The sequence below is a fragment of the Vibrio sp. SCSIO 43155 genome, assembly GCF_023716605.1.
In the GTDB taxonomy this organism is placed as follows: domain Bacteria; phylum Pseudomonadota; class Gammaproteobacteria; order Enterobacterales; family Vibrionaceae; genus Vibrio; species Vibrio harveyi.
Genome location: NZ_CP071852.1, coordinates 2,123,581 through 2,141,588 on the forward strand (window position 1 = coordinate 2,123,581; position 18,008 = coordinate 2,141,588).

General features: G+C 39.3%; 24 protein-coding genes. 2 read left to right on the forward strand and 22 right to left on the reverse strand.

Going from position 1 to position 18,008, the window contains the following annotated elements:
• Positions 1-125: 125 nt before the first annotated feature.
• The 4 genes from J4N44_RS09740 to J4N44_RS09765 all read right to left on the reverse strand — a co-directional run bounded on the left by J4N44_RS09740 (position 126) and on the right by J4N44_RS09765 (position 3,901).
• The gene (locus J4N44_RS09740; protein ID WP_252044377.1) at positions 126-554 is read right to left on the reverse strand and encodes a GNAT family N-acetyltransferase; all 429 of its coding nucleotides are present in this window, start codon (positions 552-554) and stop codon (positions 126-128) included.
• Between the two features lie 153 nt (positions 555-707).
• Positions 708-1,781, reverse strand: a complete 1,074-nt coding sequence (locus J4N44_RS09745; RefSeq protein ID WP_074050580.1) for a GTP pyrophosphokinase — start codon at positions 1,779-1,781, stop codon at positions 708-710.
• 778 nt (positions 1,782-2,559) lie between these two features.
• A complete protein-coding gene (locus J4N44_RS09760; protein ID WP_074050581.1) occupies positions 2,560-2,973 on the reverse strand; it encodes a hypothetical protein in 414 nt (137 codons plus the stop codon).
• Entirely contained in the window at positions 2,966-3,901 is a 936-nt protein-coding gene (locus J4N44_RS09765) for a ParA family protein (RefSeq protein WP_074050582.1), read from the reverse strand. Before J4N44_RS09765 ends, J4N44_RS09760 begins: the two co-directional genes overlap by 8 nt.
• A gap of 712 nt (positions 3,902-4,613) precedes the next feature.
• Here J4N44_RS09765 and J4N44_RS09775 point away from each other — a divergent pair.
• Positions 4,614-4,805, forward strand: coding sequence for a hypothetical protein (locus J4N44_RS09775; RefSeq protein WP_074050584.1), 192 nt, complete (start codon positions 4,614-4,616; stop codon positions 4,803-4,805).
• Between the two features lie 2 nt (positions 4,806-4,807).
• Positions 4,808-4,984 carry a hypothetical protein gene (locus J4N44_RS09780; protein WP_155771768.1) on the forward strand — a complete coding sequence of 59 codons (177 nt, stop codon included), beginning with the start codon at positions 4,808-4,810 and terminating at the stop codon, positions 4,982-4,984.
• Between the two features lie 172 nt (positions 4,985-5,156).
• On the opposite strand, the gene J4N44_RS09790 is transcribed toward J4N44_RS09780, so the two are convergent.
• The 18 genes from J4N44_RS09790 to J4N44_RS09905 form a co-directional block, all read right to left on the reverse strand.
• Positions 5,157-5,507, reverse strand: a complete 351-nt coding sequence (locus J4N44_RS09790; protein WP_005537156.1) for a hypothetical protein — start codon at positions 5,505-5,507, stop codon at positions 5,157-5,159.
• Between the two features lie 133 nt (positions 5,508-5,640).
• The gene (locus J4N44_RS09800) at positions 5,641-6,150 is read right to left on the reverse strand and encodes a YajG family lipoprotein (protein ID WP_074050590.1); all 510 of its coding nucleotides are present in this window, start codon (positions 6,148-6,150) and stop codon (positions 5,641-5,643) included.
• A 223-nt stretch (positions 6,151-6,373) separates the two neighbouring features.
• Positions 6,374-6,592 carry a DUF2314 domain-containing protein gene (locus tag J4N44_RS09805; protein WP_339374562.1) on the reverse strand — a complete coding sequence of 73 codons (219 nt, stop codon included), beginning with the start codon at positions 6,590-6,592 and terminating at the stop codon, positions 6,374-6,376.
• Between the two features lie 172 nt (positions 6,593-6,764).
• Complete coding sequence (locus J4N44_RS09810) at positions 6,765-7,298, reverse strand: hypothetical protein (RefSeq protein ID WP_074050591.1); 534 nt, start codon at positions 7,296-7,298, stop codon at positions 6,765-6,767.
• Positions 7,299-7,385: 87 nt separating this feature from the next.
• On the reverse strand, positions 7,386-7,907 hold the full coding sequence (locus tag J4N44_RS09815; RefSeq protein ID WP_074050592.1) for a hypothetical protein: 522 nt from the start codon (positions 7,905-7,907) through the stop codon (positions 7,386-7,388).
• Positions 7,908-8,047: 140 nt separating this feature from the next.
• On the reverse strand, positions 8,048-8,503 hold the full coding sequence (locus J4N44_RS09820) for a hypothetical protein (protein ID WP_206225550.1): 456 nt from the start codon (positions 8,501-8,503) through the stop codon (positions 8,048-8,050).
• Between the two features lie 143 nt (positions 8,504-8,646).
• Positions 8,647-9,135 carry a hypothetical protein gene (locus J4N44_RS09825; RefSeq protein ID WP_074050594.1) on the reverse strand — a complete coding sequence of 163 codons (489 nt, stop codon included), beginning with the start codon at positions 9,133-9,135 and terminating at the stop codon, positions 8,647-8,649.
• 139 nt (positions 9,136-9,274) lie between these two features.
• Positions 9,275-10,135, reverse strand: a complete 861-nt coding sequence (locus J4N44_RS09835; RefSeq protein ID WP_074050596.1) for a hypothetical protein — start codon at positions 10,133-10,135, stop codon at positions 9,275-9,277.
• A 692-nt stretch (positions 10,136-10,827) separates the two neighbouring features.
• The gene (locus tag J4N44_RS09845) at positions 10,828-11,193 is read right to left on the reverse strand and encodes a zinc ribbon domain-containing protein (RefSeq protein ID WP_306301152.1); all 366 of its coding nucleotides are present in this window, start codon (positions 11,191-11,193) and stop codon (positions 10,828-10,830) included.
• Between the two features lie 182 nt (positions 11,194-11,375).
• Positions 11,376-11,660, reverse strand: coding sequence for a MazG nucleotide pyrophosphohydrolase domain-containing protein (locus tag J4N44_RS09850; RefSeq protein ID WP_252044379.1), 285 nt, complete (start codon positions 11,658-11,660; stop codon positions 11,376-11,378).
• A gap of 150 nt (positions 11,661-11,810) precedes the next feature.
• On the reverse strand, positions 11,811-12,446 hold the full coding sequence (locus tag J4N44_RS09860; RefSeq protein WP_252044380.1) for a hypothetical protein: 636 nt from the start codon (positions 12,444-12,446) through the stop codon (positions 11,811-11,813).
• A 118-nt stretch (positions 12,447-12,564) separates the two neighbouring features.
• Positions 12,565-13,332, reverse strand: coding sequence for a hypothetical protein (locus J4N44_RS09865; protein ID WP_131815243.1), 768 nt, complete (start codon positions 13,330-13,332; stop codon positions 12,565-12,567).
• A gap of 125 nt (positions 13,333-13,457) precedes the next feature.
• Complete coding sequence (locus J4N44_RS09870; RefSeq protein ID WP_252044382.1) at positions 13,458-14,663, reverse strand: hypothetical protein; 1,206 nt, start codon at positions 14,661-14,663, stop codon at positions 13,458-13,460.
• Positions 14,664-14,797: 134 nt separating this feature from the next.
• A complete protein-coding gene (locus tag J4N44_RS09875) occupies positions 14,798-15,151 on the reverse strand; it encodes a hypothetical protein (protein WP_041852923.1) in 354 nt (117 codons plus the stop codon).
• A 152-nt stretch (positions 15,152-15,303) separates the two neighbouring features.
• Entirely contained in the window at positions 15,304-15,966 is a 663-nt protein-coding gene (locus tag J4N44_RS09885) for a hypothetical protein (protein WP_205461632.1), read from the reverse strand.
• Positions 15,967-16,146: 180 nt separating this feature from the next.
• The gene (locus J4N44_RS09890) at positions 16,147-16,377 is read right to left on the reverse strand and encodes a hypothetical protein (protein WP_005446124.1); all 231 of its coding nucleotides are present in this window, start codon (positions 16,375-16,377) and stop codon (positions 16,147-16,149) included.
• A gap of 1 nt (position 16,378) precedes the next feature.
• Entirely contained in the window at positions 16,379-16,846 is a 468-nt protein-coding gene (locus tag J4N44_RS09895) for a Tse2 family ADP-ribosyltransferase toxin (protein ID WP_252044383.1), read from the reverse strand.
• Positions 16,847-16,996: 150 nt separating this feature from the next.
• Complete coding sequence (locus J4N44_RS09905) at positions 16,997-17,644, reverse strand: hypothetical protein (protein ID WP_252044384.1); 648 nt, start codon at positions 17,642-17,644, stop codon at positions 16,997-16,999.
• Between the last annotated feature and the right edge of the window lie 364 nt (positions 17,645-18,008).

Here is an 18,008-nt window from a genome sequence, read left to right on the forward strand (position 1 = left end):
TAAGGTGTGAGCAACGCTACCGCGAAACCCAACCATACCACCGTAAACACCGCACTCAAAATTGGAATGAAAAGTGCCAAGCGTTGGGAATCACTCTTAAATGCTTTGTTATACGTGTGGTGACACTACAACTGAACTTTCATAACCCTATGATTTGGCTCACTTTCAATGTCAACCACTGACCAGCCTAAAGACTCATACAACGGTGGTACATTTGTGTAAGCATACAGATTACTTTGAGTTGTTGCTGCTACTTGGCTAACACCTCGATTAATCAGTTCACTCGCAATACCCTGACCACGCCAATTTGGTGATACATAAACTGCATTAAACCACACTACTTCTGAAATACCATGTGGCTCTTGATAGCGAGAATATGCCAAACCACCGATTACCTCATTGTTTCTCAGGGCAACAATAACAGGAGGAAGCTCAAATTCAGGTTTGTAGGTGGCTGCAAACGAAAAGTCAGACCATTCACTTTGAAATAACCTCTCAAGATCAAACAAATACGGACTATTCTCGTCACAAACTCTGAATATTAATTTGTTCATATTTGATTGTTTCCTCAAAGCGTATAACGCCGCATTAAGGTGTGAGCAACGCTACCACCAAACCTTAACCATACCACCGTAAACACAAAACCCAACCTTGAACTGAAAATGCCAAGCGTTGGGAATCACTCTTAAATGCTTTGTTAGCTTTCTTTATGACTTCTGTTTGGGAATGTAGCTACCAATATCAATGCCCTCTTTAGTCAAAGCTTCAATTTGTCGGTTACACATATCTGTATGCCAATCACTTGAAACCCAAGGATGGTGATCTATGTAATACTGCCCCATACTAGCTAAGAGGATCATTTCGAATCGCGTTAGCTGCCCTTGTCTTGTTCCATAGATAACACGATTTATTTCATCTGCATCGTAACCAACAAAGCACTCTTGAAGCTGTTCGAAAGAACTAAATCCAAGCCTCTTGAGCATGTTAGCTGTAAACTCATAACCATAAGGACTTATTCGACTATCACGACCAAAATTCTTGTCCAAGTATGCTTTTAAAGCATCGGGTGTAATTTCGATACCCTTCACCTCACCCTTCTTCAATGACTTTCTTGCGGATTCTCTAAGCTTCAAGTCTTCTTTTTGTATAGCTTGGAACTCCCTGTCGGCGACTTCTAACATACCAGCTAACGCCATGAATCTTCGCTTAATGGATGAAGGAATTGTTGCTACTGACTTATATTGGATATCGTGTTCTATTTCAGCCCATGAGTGTTGCAAAATTGTTCGAATTTGAATTTCACATACCAAGTCATTACAAAGCCGATATTCTGGCAAGCTGGCTCTATTTGACTTCAACTTAACCAAAAAATGCACACTTTGATAACCAAACTTTTCCTCTTCCTGCAAGATACTCGATTTATCAATGCGTTCAATTATGTCAAATTCTCGTTCAAGCACTACTTGAATATCTTCAACGGTTTTCAAGAAGAAGGTAATAATCCGTACACCTGATAAATCTGTTATTTGTTCTAGTGGATTATCATATTTTGGTTTTTCTGGATCAGTTTTGCTCGGTTTCAGACACTTCTTTTCAAAACTATCAAGATCTTTGGCTCTGCTTTCGATTGAGTGAATTAGCAATTTTTCATGTTCAAGAGCATTTTCGATAATCAGTTTGATTGCGGTAGCTAGACCCTCATACTGATTACGGATTTTAGAAAAATCTTCCCTTGCATTTCTTCCATGCTCAACAAAATCGAATTTTTGAACTTCAGTCATATAGAAACCAATACCTCTTTGTTATCTAACTGAATTAGATCGAAATAAAATCTAGTGTATACCATGCACTATTGATAATTTTGAATAGTTGCCGCTTGTTCGTGCCATGAAAGCTAACGCCTTGCTAAGGTGTGAGTAACGCAATACAAAAGCTACCGCACAGCGCCTTAATCACCCTAAGCCACCGCAAAGTAAAAATGCCACGCGTTACGAATCACTCTTAAGCAATTTGTTAGTACATGCGCTACTTCTATTTATGCGCTCCAAGATATTGAAAACTGAGATGATATGAAAGGCTTTGAACACTGAAGTGAGACGGGCAGCTACAAAACTTAAACTCGGTTAAGAGACGAGAGTTGGCTAGAAGAAAAACGCACTGAACTCCCCTACCTGTACTGACCTCAAATTAGAAAAGGATTCGTTCCTCGCACTTCGACGGCAACACCAAAGAAAGACAATTCTGACTTAGTAAAAACCACGAAAGAGAAGAAGCGCCACAGAAATAGGCTAAGAGTTAGAAGCCGTAAACAGTGAAATCAAAGCGAATACTCCGCATATAGTGCCACCGGAAAGAACGTGAAAGGCACTAACTTTAAGGTGTAAAGACGAGCGCCAAAACAGATTAACACCAAAACTTATAACCTTTGATGTCAAACCCGTACTAACGCCCAATTAAGGTGTGAGGCACGCAATACGATGCTCCCGCATACCACCTTAATCACTAAAACCAACGCATAGTAAAAATGCCACGCGTGCCGAATCACTCTTAAACAGATTGTTATATTTCTTTGCCTTGAATAGCACTCGAACGTAATCGCGCCCCTACGGTCGCATCAACTAAACGTTCTTTGATAGAATCAATCCTGTCACTTTTTTGAAAAGCAACATCAATATACTTAGCGAACATTTCTAACTGTTTCTTGTTTTTAAAGTGCTGGTTAACAATTTCAAGACCTAGTTCTCGACTTGTAGCATTATCTAACAGCCCACTTACTTGTTTTAGCAACTCTTCATCAATGACTACAACCGTCTGCTTCTTACTATTATCACTCTGCTTGGAGAGTTTATCTGAAATATCAATTGATATTGAAAAATCATTTTTCATCAGTGCTTCAAATTCACTTTCACTCAATGAGCTGATAGCTTTTTCCAGCTTAGAAAAGCACTTTGCAAATAGTTTCTGATTACTCATAGTCACCACCTAACGCTTCTGTAAACTCAGCCACAAAGTCTTCAATCTCAGAAACGACTTCTGAGTGAGTGTTATTGGAATAATGATTTAGCACCACAGGCACACCATTTCGAGGAGCATCAGCAAAAATCGTTTTATTTTCACGGAATATAGAATCAAAAACCGGAACGCCTAAGCGCTTAGTTTGAGCAATATATTGTCGCTGCGCTGCAATTGGAACTCCTGAGTTAATTTGAATCATTGTAAACACTACACCCATAAATTCGGGAGAAACTTCTTCGTAGTCCTCATCTTTAGAAGCATACCAATTAAAATCTTCAATAAGTGCATCTACACTTTTCTTTAAGTAATCAATACCTAGTGTTGATAGGTAATCAGGCTTTGCTGGAATCAATATTTTATCAGATGCAATAAGTGCATTTTTAGTAACAATGTTAAAATTTGGAGGACAGTCAATCAAAACGATATCATAACTATTTTCTTCCGCTAGGTTTAATAGCTCCTCACGTAATTTACCATGAACTTTTAAGTATTTTTTTCTTGTCTGAGTTGGACTAGCACCACTTAATAATGTCGCCAACTCCAAATCAACATTAATCAACCCAAGGTGCGAAGAGATGATATCAATATTTCCTCTATGGGAACTTAAACGCTTATTCACCTCATATGGTCTAATGGTCAACTCGGACAATGGCATAGTTGGGTTTCCCTGACTAACGCAGTCAAACCAATTCTTAATAGTATGATCTTCTTTTAGTTCTTCATCCCAGTAATCAGGTGTCATAAAAGAGAATGTCAAACTAGCTTGAGCATCCATATCAAGAATTAAAACGTTCTTACCTTCCCAAGCTAATTGAGCAGCTAAGTTAGATGTTACAGTGGTTTTACCAACACCACCCTTATAATTAATAATTGAAACAATATCCATTAGTAAGCCTTTATATTTAGTTCACTTAGGAGCAATTATTCCATATGATGCATATTTTTATCATGACTTTAATCATAATAATGGAAATATCATAAAGCTATGATTACATACAAAGGTACAGAAGAGAAATATAACGCCCAATTAAGGTGTGAAGCACGCAACCACTACACTCAATTTGGGCACCGTAATCACTGAACTCAACCCAAACCAAAAATGCCAAGCGTGCTGAATCACTCTTAAATTGTTTGTTATACGAAAGTTTTACTCAGAGCAAATGACCATAGTTTTCTAACCATGTAATTAGGCGCTCCTGTTCCCAACGAGGACTCCTACCAATAAACAAATCCGGTTCGGGGAACGCAACACGTCCAAATGCTCTCAAGGGATGGGTTCTTAAAGTAAATTCAACGTTTCGCTCATCCACAACTAAAGTTTCTGAACGCATTCGTTCCAACGTCCTGCGACTTATACTCAACATTTCACACACATCATCTATCGTCAAATACTTCATTTACCACCTCTAGAGTTACCGTCGCATTTTGACGCATGGTTGCAATGCCGTCAAACGAATGAGCCAAGTAATTAATATCACCAGACAGGAGTCCTCGTACAACAAAGATAACAAATGACGCATAAAATCGTCAAATGTCGCACCCTGACGTATTGATTTTGATTGACAATTTAAAAACCGTACTTATAGTAAGGGAAGAACGTGAAATCAGAGGTTGGTATGACTAAGCAGTACGAAATGAAACGAGAGCAGACAATTGTGCTCGATACTCAAGAAAAAGTAGACAAGGTAAACGAAGCTTGTGACTTGATGGAAGACCTTACTGGCTCTAAGTGGTCTGTAAACAAATGGTTCAAAAGAAATGCTGTAATTGCAGCTCAAAAGGAAGACTAAACATGAGCAAAAAATCATCTTCACGAGCAAAACTCGGAAAGCCAATTAAAGTCACGTTTGGTGTTAAGCAGGTTGAAGAAGTTTCCAACAAAGCAAATTCACTTAATTTAACTCCTCGCGATTTTGTAACCAAATCTGGCTTAGATGCAGCAGATAAGCTTTTAGATGCAAAAGCTTAATTCCAACATTACTTTAATTTTAGCGTAGCAGCCCTCGTCGGCTGCTTTTTTCGTATAACGCCTTGCTAAGGTGTGAGCAACGCAATACCTTAGCTCCCGCATATCACCTTAATCACATAAACCAACGCATAGTAAAAATGCCACGCGTTGCGAATCACTCTTAAGCAATTTGTTAGGTATTTTTTGCCCGTTTTCGCGCTGGCTTTTGAAACACTGATTTTGGTACAGCGGTAGACTTTTGTTTAGTTGTGACTTCTTTTTCATCAAACGGATTGCCCCGTCCAGGTGTAAATATATAACCACTCTCGAATAGAGGTCGTAACTTTTCCCATGCCTTAATATCATGCTGCTTTGGAGCTTTAAACGCTGAACCTGTTTCGTACGTTTTTCCATGACATTGAGGACAAACTACCTCATATGTGACCTCTGTCCAAGTACCAGATTTGGACTGGTCATACTTATGCTTTTTAAACACCTTCCTACAATTAAGGCACGCAAATTTTGAAGTAATACTTGATTTCATACCGAATACCTAACGCCCTGTTAAGGGGTGAGCAACGCAATACCGAAGCTCCCGCATACCACCTTAAACACTAAACGCAACGCATAGTAAAAATGCCAAGCGTTGCGAATCACTCTTAAACAGTTTGTTATGTTTATGAATCCGTCAGATACGCAATAACCTTTGGATCACGAAACATCGCTGACATTGCCTCTGCTAAAGTGTGACTTGCGGTATCGTTTACTGTATATCCGTTCTCACTGTATGCGGTGTAGACTGCACTGTAGTCGGTACCAATAGTCAAAGAAATTTTTGTTGTGCACGACGGTCCGAACATTCCTTTTTTGCAACTTAAATCATCGACCGACAACGATAGTTCTTTTTTAGGGTTATTCGAAGTTATTATGCCTTTTCTCTTAACCAATTCTTGCTCTGTTATTTCAATGAGAGTCTCGGTGAAATCAAACTTAGAGCCTGTTACTGCCATTAAATCCAAATCAGCAACAACTACCTCATCGTGACTAGATTGAGCGTTAGTCACCGAAATAGTCTCGTTAACATTGAATTCAATGAAAGGACTGATTTCCGAAACATCTGCTTCTGTCTTTAATGGTTGAACACAACCTGAAAGTATTATCGGAAGAAATACTATTACTTTTTTCATTTAACCGTTTACGCAATGTGTTGTTTAACTGAAAGGCGAAAGTAACAAATTGAAACACCAGAATATGGGATCGATATCACACATTAAAAGAGAAACATAACGCTGCGTTAAGTGGTGAACAACGCTACCACCAAACCTAAATCATTGTGCCGTAAACACTTAAGCTGATTCAAACCAAAACTGCCAAGCGTTGTGAATCCGCCTTAAACGCCTTGTTATGTGTTTATTCTTCGTAGATATCAATAATATGCTCAGGACCAAATACGACATTATCGCCGCATTTAAGTAATACGTTCCAATATGGATCGTTGTCCAATGTACCTACATATAAACCTTTCTCTAGCGCTTTGACTTCCACCCACATTCGTTCAATGGAAACCTCTTCTTCGGACTCAGGCTCAAGCATATTAAAGATAAGCTTAACAATAGATCCTAACTTAATTGAAGATCGGGCATCAGAACTAGGAACCCAAAACGTGTCAGGGTATTCTTTGCTAAGTAGCTATGCATCCTCAAGAAAGTAACTATCTTTCTCATATGTTGCTAGTTCCATACTTCCTCCCACACATAACGCTTGGGTCAGGTGCACTTTAAGCATCACCTGGACCCACTTGTTATATTTTCTGTGCCTTTGCCGCTCTTCTAGGTGCACTATCAATATGAAAGTCAGTCTTTAATATCCACTCAGCACCATCCACTTTATTCATAAACTCTTCTATAGGGTCGAACCTCTTTTGAAAAGTCTTTCCCTTTACTTTTCGAAGGTGATCTTTGAGGAAAGAAGTTATTCCCTCGATAGGGCAAAACACTATTTTCATAAGTTTCCCCTCATGCATAAGACCGCAATAAGCTCCGGAAAGACCCTCAAAATGCTTATCTACGAGCTGTTCAATTTCCCCCTCTGGACGTGCATGACCAAAATTGAAATTAAACTGATTGTCGTGACTTACTTTGTATTCAAACCGGAGCCCATTATTATCGACGCCATCTGCACCCTTATCGCCAAGCTCCAATTTATGCCCAAGGTAATTAGCCAGCATTATCTCGCCAATTTTTCCTTTAGCTAACCCATTTCCTAGCCCCAATTCTTTCGCACACTTCAGTGCATTTGAAAGATGATTTACTAACTCTTCATATTCTTTAGACATAATTAAAAATATAACGCCCGATTAAGTAGCCCGAAACGCACAATGATAGTTTCTGCATAGCGCTGTAACCATTGAAATACCTGCAAACTAAAAATGCCATGCGTTGAGGGTCTGTTTAAATTGCTTGTTATGTGCCCCTTCTTTAAGTGTTAACTTCTCGCCGTTCAAAAAGCGCTTATGGTGCACATACGGTTCTAGTAAAGTCCACGACTTAGAGAAATCTGGTCCCCACATTTTAGCGAAATGTTCTTTGCTGATTAATTCAGACATAGCCATGTATGATAACCGTTGCATTAAGATGCTTACCCTATATGCCGGATCAATTGTCTCTCTCGACCATTGAACTTCATAATCAGTACTACCTAATTCACCATGAGCGTAAACTCCCGCTTCATGTATTTTTTGCGAGTCAGGTTTAATATTTTTCATCTCCTCCATAGCCCAGAGAAGCAGACTACTATCTCGATTTTTAACTTCCACCCGAATCGTGCGATAAGCAAAAATCACAGATACTAGAAGAAAAACGTTTATAAACAACATTAGAATGGAAGTAATCGCTGAAACGCCAGACCAATCAAGAGGTGTATGTACAACTTTTATAGAATCCATTTATTCCTCGAAACTCAAAAAACACATAACGCCGCATTAAGGTGTGAGCGGCGCTTGGCTATACTTGAGCGAAGCGAAACTGCCAAGCGTTGCGAATCACTCTTAAATGCTTTGTTATGCTTCTGGATTCAAGTTCCAAGCTAACAGTTTTCGGCATACTCACCGATTTGAACAATAACTTTTTCTAAAATGGATAAATACTCATAGTTAGCTGTGTACTTGGTCTGAAAACCATAATCAGCTTGAAGCGCTTTCACATACTTTCTTTGTTCCTGACATCGTTCAGACATCAGTTTGTACAGTGTGTTTCGGTTTTCAACTACTTTTGAATACTGAGTTTTCAATTCAGACAACTCATTTTGTGCTTCTTTCAACTCCCTAGTAAGATGTTTGTTATCATTTTCAAATTGAATTTTATACATCTCTAAGTTTTTAGTTGCTAACTCTAGGTTTTTCTTATCCAACTCAGTCTGAACATTGTAATAAGCAAGACCGAGCCCAAAGACAAGCGCTCCGATAACAAAGCCACCAATCCAAAACTCTTTAGTCCCGATTCCTTTCAAAACATCCTGAATACTAGGTGCACTTACTGCCATAGTTATTCCTTACTTGTTGGGAAGCATAACGCCCAATTAAGGTGTGAGCCACGCTACCACGACACTCAATTTGGACGCCTTAAACACTGAACTAGAACCAAACCAAAAATGCCAAACGTGGTGAATCACTCTTAAATTGTTTGTTAGGCATTTATTTGCGGCGGATAGATGGCATCAGCTCGTTTGAAGTGTTTAGTTTTAGATAATTTGTAACCACTATTCACACCAAAGTGCGACTGAACTTGAGCCGACGTATATCGGTAGAATACATATTCACCATTTTCATCTTCCGCATGCCTATGCACACTATTTGTCCCGAGCACAACAATTAGCTCATCGTATTTTTCTGGCTTTCCTAGATCTATATTTTTAGCATCACTTGAATTGCTAAACTTAACTTGTATTTTGCTTTGTCCATCCGTTGCGTCAAAATCCTGCTTCGTTCTTTCGTCTACGAGTTTGAGGTTTTTAAACACTACTGTACAGAGATACTCACCAATATCACCTAAAACGTTGTACGATCTGATAACTTCAAGTTCTCTTAACTCTCGTAATAATTCGAAGTACTCATCCAATTTAGCTTTTTCTTTGTTGACCATATCACTAAATACCATTTGAGATAGATGTTGCATAACTCATGTTGATGCCTAACGCCTTGTTAAGGTGAGAGGCACGCAATACATAAGCCTCCGCATACCACCTTAATCACTAAAACCGACGCATAGTAAAAATGCCACGCGTGCCGAATCACTCTTGAACAATTTGTTATGTTTAATCTGCCAACGCTTTATTGTAGGCTCCACATTGCTCTTTTAAGGGGCATGGGTCTGGATAACTCACTGACATGCATAAACCACTATGAACGCTTAGATTTTCGACTGGCTTTATTGAGCGCATATATCCCCGCCCTTGATAAATACCACATAAGACCTTGCTCTCAGATAACTCCAGAGCACTATATAGAAAGTCAAAAACACGCTCTTGCAACGTTAAAACGTATGCGTACACACCATTTATATATTCCACAAAGTCTTCGATAATGAGTGAGTTACTACCAGCCCCTAAGGCGGAGTGCATATAGCGAATTTTCTGGGTTTCATGCTCCATGCTACAACGCCCCAAACTACCATGAGTAAACTCTGTTCTATACGTTCTTAATTGGCAGAACCATTCATTATAAGCGGTCGACAGCAGGTTATTCAGCTCAACTGGAAACCCCTCACCATACTGTTTTTGATTGGCTTTCGAAAACAATTTACTTGTGGACTTTTTCTGAACACCTTGCACAGATTTATAAACGCCGTAGATAACATCACGAACACCATCTAACGCGGCATAAAGCTCGTTTATGCAACACTCTGAAACAGCAGCAAACCTTCGGCTGTATATAGCAGGAGTATGACCTTTGTCTTCAAGTTCCTGCCTGTCAATTTCGAATCCCTTCGCTAAATCATTTGCGACCTCGGCTAAAGTAAGAAATTTCTCTAAATGATCTGCCGTAGCTTTAATACCTGCTCTGTACTTTCGCTCATCATCCAAATTTGAACAGGGAAACAACCCAACTTTTTGTACCGCATTCATCTGCTCTGGAGCAAACATCAATAAAAACTTCTCATGACCACCAAGCTTCATATTAGCTCCTTAAACATAACGCCGCATTAAGTGGTGAGCAACGCAGACCACTGAACTAAAAGCATAGTGCCGTAAACACCGAAGCTAAAGCAAACCGAAAATGCCAAACGTTGGGAATCCGTCTTAAATGCTTTGTTAGCTTATTACCCGACAAGCCCACCAAACCTAAGCACCACCTTACTTTGCACAAGGCACTGGACTTGATTCCAAGCACTTAGACGATAACTTCAAGTGATGAACTTTGAATTGACTTGAACCAAACTAGAAACGCCAAGCGTGGCGTCTCACAGAACTTCATCCACTGAAGCTGAGATTATACTTGCTACTTTCAAATGCAGGACTCAAATATTAGTGCTGATTAGGCGGACTAAACATTACCGCTAAGCAGCCACAGAATCACGTTCATGAAAGATTAAAACAGCGCCACTTCAATACAACAGTCAATCTGATTCGGAAGATTTTAGGTTGCCCAATTTTGAGTTAGAAACGATTAAAAGCACAGAATTACAACCAACGCACTGATCTACCATGAGCTAGATTTGCTTGATTTTGATGTTCATAAGCTAACGCCCTGTTAAGGTGTGAGCAACGCAATACCAAAGCTCCCGCAAGCCACCTTAAACACTAAACGCAACGCATAGTAAAAATGCCACGCGTTGCGAATCACTCTTAAACAGTTTGTTATGCCTATGCTAGCCACCTAGAAAATCTAATATTTTTTGTCCAGTACCTAGACCTCGTTTGTAAAACTCAGTGTGACCGCAGCTACTGCATGATAAGAAATAAAAACGGTGTTTGTTGTAATTGAAAAATGTACTCCAGAATCCACCACTGGCTCTTAGCTCACCAACCTCATATGACTCTGAACCACATTTATCACAGCAGTATTCAAACTTCGATTTCACTTTGTCATTTCCTAACAGGTGGTTTGCCATCTGCTTGTTTGCAAGCTCTTTGCCTAAAGACCCGCACTTTTCACACTTCAATGATGAGTGTTCATTGCTATGCCCGCACCCAAAGCACTCCCATTTACTATCCATATTACCTCTTATAGGCATAACGCCCAATTAAGGGGTGAGCCACGCGACCACGATACTCAATTTAGACGCCGTAAACACTAAGCTTGACCCAAACCAAAAATGCCAAGCGTGGGGAATCCCTCTTAAATTGTTTGTTATGCGCGAAGCTAAAGTTAAACAAATAAATCAAGTTTATTAAACAACTAGCTCAAACATGGTTTTCAGCGATCATACTTAACTTTGTTTAAGTGTTCCTTTAGAGCATGAGTTCTTTCAAGATCAACACCATGAATATTTGCTAACGCACTAATGTAATAGAGAACGTCATACAGTTCCTCAGCAATGCTGCCTTTCAATTCGCTAAGGTCAGGTTGCCCGACTTTTTCCTTACGAATTGCTTCTGAAAGCTCACCAACTTCTTCAATTAACTTGAGGAAATACTTGTCTGCCAACTCTGGCTTATGGTCAAACTTCTTAATATGAGCTTGCAATTCTGATAGTTTCATAATGTCCTCATTGCCAATTTGTAGACTAGCGCATAACGCCCTGTTAAGGGGTGAGCAACGCAATACCCAAGCCGCAGCATACCACCTTAAACACTAGAACCAACGCATAGTGAAAATGCCACGCATTGCGAATCCCTCTTGAACAGTTTGTTATGTAGCGGTTTGCTCCTTAAAACTAACAATAAGCCTTTGCTCAATTTCAGATAAGCGGCTATACACCATCCGGATGTCACTTCCTGCAAACTGAGCCCCCATCAACGCTGCATCAGTTAGGTCATTACATTGTGTTAAACAATATTCAAGATCCTGTTTCACCATAGAATCTAGAACCGCACCATACTGGTTAAGAAAGGCATTGATTGCTTTTTTTAATTCTGTGGTTCGTTCATCGAGTTTACAATAATCATCGACGAACTCTTGTGTGGGATCGATGTAGCCACCTTTTTCAGGCTGTAACTTTCGATTCATTGATACAAAAGCAGAAGCTGCCTCTAGTTCCAATTCAAACAAAAACTCTGACTTTTTTAAACGAACTTTAAGCAACTCGGAATCTGTCAGTAACTGACTACGCAAGATCTCTAACGCAGTTTCATGCTTTTTTTGAAGCTCAGACAGCTCTTTTTCATGAGCGCGTTTCAAATTATCTAATTTTTCTTGGTATTCCGCTTTTTCTCTGATGGCTATACGAGTAGACCAAACCTTCCCTAACCAGCTTGATAATCCTGTTATTGCTACAGACCCTGTACCAAGAACAACAACTATGTGCTCCAATATAAATTCTGTCATTTTTTACCGTATTATTTATAGCTACATAACGCCGCGTTAAGGTGTGAGTAACGCAATACAAAAGCCTCCGCATTACGCCTTAAACACTAAAACCAACGCATAGCAAAAATGCCACGCGTTACGAATCACTCTTAAACGCTTTGTTATGTGAAATTTTCCCCAATCTTTCAGATACATAGTCCTCTAGCCCATCAACAAACTCATAACGAATGTTGAGTATATGCAGCGCAAAGTCAATCGCACCTTTATTGCAAGCGGTGTTAATTTTGTCGTCTTCACCTCGAGCTAAAGGGAATAGGTTTGTTATATTATTCCTTAGCACAGCAAGCTCGTAATAGAGCGTATTGTAAAACCTCTGATTGTTATCGTTTCGTCTACAAACCCAGTCAAGCCTAGAGCTATGTACTTGCAATTGATTTAGAATATTTGCCAAGTATTTTGCAACCTCGGGAGTAGCGTATCGAATACACTCTTGAATGGTCGTCAAATCACTAGTATTGAGCTCTGGCGGGCTTATCTGCTCTCTGGCTTGTCTCGCTTTCTGATAGAAATTAGCCTGTTGTAAAACTTCTGCACTACTATCAACGTACCTAAGTAGAGAGTCTAATTTTTGTGGTAATAATGCCCTAGCGGCTACAAATTCTCGAGCTCTCTGTATTTCAGCAGTAAAACTGGCAATATTAAAAGCTGTAATGCTTGATATAAACGCTAGAACACCTGTGTTTAAGGTTTGCCAATCTAACCACACTTGGTGCACATATTCCCAATCTCCGTAGAACCAAGGTACAACACACATCGAGATAAAATATAAAAATGTTGCCGGGACACCTATGTAATTTAATAACCAAACAAAAGACTGTGGTCTTAACAAACCAATACGACTCAAAAAAGTTTCCTCATTTTACATAACGCCGCATTAAGGTGTGAGCGACGCTTGGCTATACTTGAGCGAAGCGAAAATGCCAAGCGTTGCGAATCACTCTTAAATGCTTTGTTATATTCGTTTTTAAGTTATCGACTTTCAAATATTGGTACATCCGTAACAGCAAAGCCATCGACAAAGTGTTTAGGAAAAAGAACACCCGCCCTACCCGTTTTTTCGTTCCAACCAGGATTTTGAGTGGCTAGAAACTGTCGTACTATTTGATCGGTTGGTTCATCTAAACACATTAGAACGTAAGCAATAAAATCTTGAACCGTTTGATAATCTTCAAGTGCTTGTTCAGGGGAAGAAATACTCAGTGACGCAGTATGCACCTGAGTAAACATATCTTTGAACTCAGCAAAGATAGGCGTATTTCCTTGAAAATAGCATGTGTCATATACCGACTTTTTAGGGTCAATATTGCCATGTAAGAGATCATTCCGCTTGTTAAATAGCGAATGTAATTTCTTACATGAATCTGCATTGTTGTAATCTACGGGATGAGCGAAGCCACTACAGTTTCGATGTAGCTGCTTAACTCGTATATCTATATTCTGCCTTACAATACTCTCATATAGGCGCTGATCTTTTTTTACATCACTATCCGCAAGCAAAAATATCAAAGTATTTACGAAAGACTCAGCATACACTGGGGCGAGAATTCTGATCCCAAATGCTAAAGATGTCGCTTGAACATAACGTGCGGATAGTTCTTCAAATACACCCTTGTTTTCCGGACGAACCTTCCCCTCTGCGGGGCAACTATCAAGTTCTAGTGCTTCAAGAGCACTAACTTGATATTCGATCATAGATTTATTGTGATAAAAAGGATTAGCAAATAAACTCCACTTTTCTAATGTCGTTCTAAATTGACTAATCTCTTTTTTGTAGTTCATAAAGTCTTGCTTTATGTCACTTAGGAACGAATCTAATGCATATTGATGATCTAAGAATTTAAAACCATGCATTACCTCAATTCTGTAGTTCGCGCACATTATATCTACAGTTTTGTTTTCATAGTGAAGCGTATAATGCCAATGAAACAAATTATCACTATGCTGGTTTTTAAATAAGTTTTGCATCCCGTTTGGAGCGCCAAAACGTGCGTTGAGGTAACAATAAATATCTACAGGCTTTACATTCTTTATCAGAAACCACAATGCAATTCCCTCTTGATCTGCACTTTCACAGACACTAGCTTGAACTGTCCCTGCTTCTTTCAAATCTAGATACTCTTTGGCAAGCTCTTTTGTAGGTCTGCACTCAAATTTAGATATATCAAACTTATCCATTATTACCTCGGAGAATATAACGCCCTGTTAAGGGGTGAGCAACGCAATACCTAAGCCGCCGCATACCACCTTAATCACTTAAACCAACGCATAGTGAAAATGCCACGCGTTGTGAATCCCTCTTGAACAGTTTGTTATGTAGCGATGCTCGCAAGGACACAAACCAAGAATGCAGGCACGCCAGCTATGAGCAGTTTGATACAAAAGGCTGTATTTTCTGAGAACCGCTCATCATCGATTTCGTCCGCAACACTACGGTCAACCATTGAGTCTGTAATCCTATCAACCTTGTCGTCAGACTGCCCCATACCACCCAGAGGTGGATACATGAAAAATAAGGCTGTCGTTCCCCATATAAGCATTACGATGAAAAATGCATAGTCCGATACAAACTTAAGTCCAAAGAAGCCTGTAGACATCTCTAGACCAACAACTATTACGGCTGCTATTACATTCGCAACCAATACAAATCGAACTAAACCAAGCATTTATACTCCATTTCTTACCTAGCTACATAACGCCGCATTAAGGTGTGAGCAACGTACTACAAAAGCCGCCGCAAGCCACCTTAAACATTAAACGCACCGCATAGTAAAAATGCCACGCGTTGCGAATCACTCTTAAATGCTTTGTTATGTGTTTAATCTCTCTCCCAACTTGCCAAACAACCTGGTTCCGGAATGTACTGGCTTTCTGTTTCACTTCCAAGAGACTCAAGAGAAGTCAATGACTGTGTCACAAGCCTTGCTTTCTCATTCAGAGCTTTCTGAGATTGCCCATAATTACTCAGGTCGTTTCCACTCAAAGTTACGCCTGATGAAAACTTAAGAGCAATATCTAAGATATGCTTATGAATAACAATTCCACTTTTCTCATAAAAACATCTTACAAAGATTCCCCCATCTGTAAACAGCTTACCGGTATCATCTAACTTTGTAAGGCGGAGGTTATCGTAGTATTTGAATGAGATGTCACGCTTACCGATAAGGAAATAAAGTGTGGCTTTCGCATTTGATTTTATAAAAGCACACTTCCAAGAGGAAGTTCTAGGAATAAAAGCTTCAAAACCTAAGTCTTGCAGATTCTCAATAAGGGTATCTCTAGTTATCGGCGCCTCTTCAATACTATCAAACTCGACACCAAACTTTGTGATAACTTCTGACACCTTTGCTAGTTCACCGGTAGCTAAGAGATGCCTTAAATGATCCGCATCAGTTTTGTGCTCAGGACAGGGAACTAGTGGAATATCAAACGTTAGTCCGGCGATATTCACTTTGATATAACGAACGACTTTAGAACTCATAAAACCACCACAGAATGAAATACGGTTAATTATACTCATTCTGTGACGTTATTTAAACACATAACGCCGCATTAAGGTGTGAGCAACGCTACCACGAAACTAACCATACCGCCGTAAACACAAAACCCAACGATTAGCACGAAAAATGCTAAGCGTTGGGAATCACTCTTAAATGCTTTGTTAGCTCTCTGCTTGTTCAGGTAGCAACTGCTCAAGCTTCAAACCATATTCTGCTTCATTGCTTTTATATTCATCTTTCAAATATTCAAAAAACTGAGTCAAATGAACTAAGTGTTCCTCATAATCTTCACGTTCTCTCAAAGTTTCACTATGTAACAAGTTTTGATTATATAGAACAGCGTCTCTAACTGCCGATAATAGCATCGGTACATATGGCTTAGGTATATTCATCTTACGCAGCCTCTCTTACTGCTAACTTCGCTAATTTACTTAATAGTAACTTAAACTTTGACAAGGGCATATCATAAGCAGGAGCGATAGTGTAATTATACGCACCAAAACGAGGGTTATACTGATCTTTAACTATCGCCAACCCAGAAGGTAAAGGTGTGCCCTCTGGTATCCGATAGTGCTGCCAATTTGGCCCCTGTGGTATCCCTGGTCTATCAAACGTACTGATGCCTCTTGGCCGGTCCTTCACTAAAACTCTCGCATCAGCTCCCATTCCTTGAATAGTAATATCAGCAGGTCTAGGTCTACCATTTGAAAGAAGGAGAGTATCTTCAATTAGTTCAAAAAGCCCCATACCTTTTTTAACATTTAGTCCTCTCCACAAATTAAGAGGTACTTTACCTTCATAATAGTTATGAATTTGCCCCTTATCTAACAACACATCTTTTAGCAATGTAACAGTTTCCATGTTTCCTCCTTTTGCTTAAATTTCCGAGAGAGCTAACGCCCTGTTAAGGTGTGAGCAACGCAATACCGAAGCTGCCGCATACCACCTTAAACACTAAAACCACCGCATAGTAAAAATGCCACGCGTTGCGAATCACTCTTAAACAGTTTGTTAGCTTTTGTTTAGCTCGCCCCAAAGCTTAAGAGCATCTGCAAATGGCAAAACAACGTCTGCATAAACCCAACAAGAAAAAGATAAAATAATACAGAACCAGCCTATAGATACACAATTGTTGTGAGTGAATTTAGAAAACCCTTTACCTGATGATATCTGTGATGATGCACTTCTCAACATAAAGGTAAATGCAAAGAGTAATGCTGGTATTAATAATGCTGCTAGATATTTAGTATTTCCCTCCAAACCAATATACAACACTACTCCAAGAAATGTGGAACTAGTACCTAGCATAAAAACAATTGGTTTATTCGTAAGCCATTTCAATTTTGGTATGAATGGCAGAGCAGAAAAAATAAAATCCCTTTTTTCTGGCTCGAAATCAAACTTGAGTAGATAAAATTGAATGCCATAAACCAGAAACATGGGTACACAGCCACCTACCAAAGTTTCAAGCCACCAATCCTCTACTGATACTAGTTCTTTAACAAATGGTTCAAGCTCTTGATACTTTGTAAGGTAATCACCGTCAATCAAAAAGCCAGTAAACCAATAGCTAAAAAATGTAAATATTATTATTACTATTGCAGCTACAACTATAAATCTGTATTTAATAAGTAAGTTAAAAAGTGCTGTCAGTTTCATTATTACTTCCAATGTAAATTCTCACTCGTTAAAAAGCTAACGCCTTGTTAAGGTGTGAGGCACGCAATACCGAAGCCTCCGCATACCACCTTAACCACTAAAGTTAACGCATAGTAAAAATGCCACGCGTGCCGAATCACTCTTAAACAATTTGTTATGTGCGTGCTTAAATTAAGCACCTTTACTCTCTGAACAGCTAATCGATATAAGAGGCTACCGCAACTGCACCAAAATAGAGTTCAAGAGCGAAATAAAAAGTACACTTTTGGATACTTTCTTCTTTAAAAGCACTTTAACCATCAGAAGTGTGACAATGATGTATACGATGGCAACTAACATTCTATCCCTACATGTAGCCTGAGCC

Excerpts from the sequence above, each read along its gene's own strand:
- J4N44_RS09820 (WP_206225550.1), bottom strand. The coding sequence starts at position 8,503 with ATGGCAGTAAGTGCACCTAGTATTCAGGATGTTTTGAAAGGAATCGGG.
- J4N44_RS09810 (WP_074050591.1), bottom strand. The coding sequence starts at position 7,298 with ATGTCTAAAGAATATGAAGAGTTAGTAAATCATCTTTCAAATGCACTG.
- J4N44_RS09745 (WP_074050580.1), bottom strand. The coding sequence starts at position 1,781 with ATGACTGAAGTTCAAAAATTCGATTTTGTTGAGCATGGAAGAAATGCA.
- J4N44_RS09845 (WP_306301152.1), bottom strand. The coding sequence starts at position 11,193 with ATGCCTATAAGAGGTAATATGGATAGTAAATGGGAGTGCTTTGGGTGC.
- J4N44_RS09890 (WP_005446124.1), bottom strand. The coding sequence starts at position 16,377 with ATGAATATACCTAAGCCATATGTACCGATGCTATTATCGGCAGTTAGA.
- J4N44_RS09860 (WP_252044380.1), bottom strand. The coding sequence starts at position 12,446 with ATGACAGAATTTATATTGGAGCACATAGTTGTTGTTCTTGGTACAGGG.
- J4N44_RS09790 (WP_005537156.1), bottom strand. The coding sequence starts at position 5,507 with ATGAAATCAAGTATTACTTCAAAATTTGCGTGCCTTAATTGTAGGAAG.
- J4N44_RS09825 (WP_074050594.1), bottom strand. The coding sequence starts at position 9,135 with ATGCAACATCTATCTCAAATGGTATTTAGTGATATGGTCAACAAAGAA.
- J4N44_RS09765 (WP_074050582.1), bottom strand. The coding sequence starts at position 3,901 with ATGGATATTGTTTCAATTATTAATTATAAGGGTGGTGTTGGTAAAACC.
- J4N44_RS09850 (WP_252044379.1), bottom strand. The coding sequence starts at position 11,660 with ATGAAACTATCAGAATTGCAAGCTCATATTAAGAAGTTTGACCATAAG.
- J4N44_RS09760 (WP_074050581.1), bottom strand. The coding sequence starts at position 2,973 with ATGAGTAATCAGAAACTATTTGCAAAGTGCTTTTCTAAGCTGGAAAAA.
- J4N44_RS09870 (WP_252044382.1), bottom strand. The coding sequence starts at position 14,663 with ATGGATAAGTTTGATATATCTAAATTTGAGTGCAGACCTACAAAAGAG.
- J4N44_RS09905 (WP_252044384.1), bottom strand. The coding sequence starts at position 17,644 with ATGAAACTGACAGCACTTTTTAACTTACTTATTAAATACAGATTTATA.
- J4N44_RS09815 (WP_074050592.1), bottom strand. The coding sequence starts at position 7,907 with ATGGATTCTATAAAAGTTGTACATACACCTCTTGATTGGTCTGGCGTT.
- J4N44_RS09835 (WP_074050596.1), bottom strand. The coding sequence starts at position 10,135 with ATGAAGCTTGGTGGTCATGAGAAGTTTTTATTGATGTTTGCTCCAGAG.
- J4N44_RS09885 (WP_205461632.1), bottom strand. The coding sequence starts at position 15,966 with ATGAGTTCTAAAGTCGTTCGTTATATCAAAGTGAATATCGCCGGACTA.
- J4N44_RS09780 (WP_155771768.1), top strand. The coding sequence starts at position 4,808 with ATGAGCAAAAAATCATCTTCACGAGCAAAACTCGGAAAGCCAATTAAA.
- J4N44_RS09800 (WP_074050590.1), bottom strand. The coding sequence starts at position 6,150 with ATGAAAAAAGTAATAGTATTTCTTCCGATAATACTTTCAGGTTGTGTT.
- J4N44_RS09895 (WP_252044383.1), bottom strand. The coding sequence starts at position 16,846 with ATGGAAACTGTTACATTGCTAAAAGATGTGTTGTTAGATAAGGGGCAA.
- J4N44_RS09740 (WP_252044377.1), bottom strand. The coding sequence starts at position 554 with ATGAACAAATTAATATTCAGAGTTTGTGACGAGAATAGTCCGTATTTG.
- J4N44_RS09875 (WP_041852923.1), bottom strand. The coding sequence starts at position 15,151 with ATGCTTGGTTTAGTTCGATTTGTATTGGTTGCGAATGTAATAGCAGCC.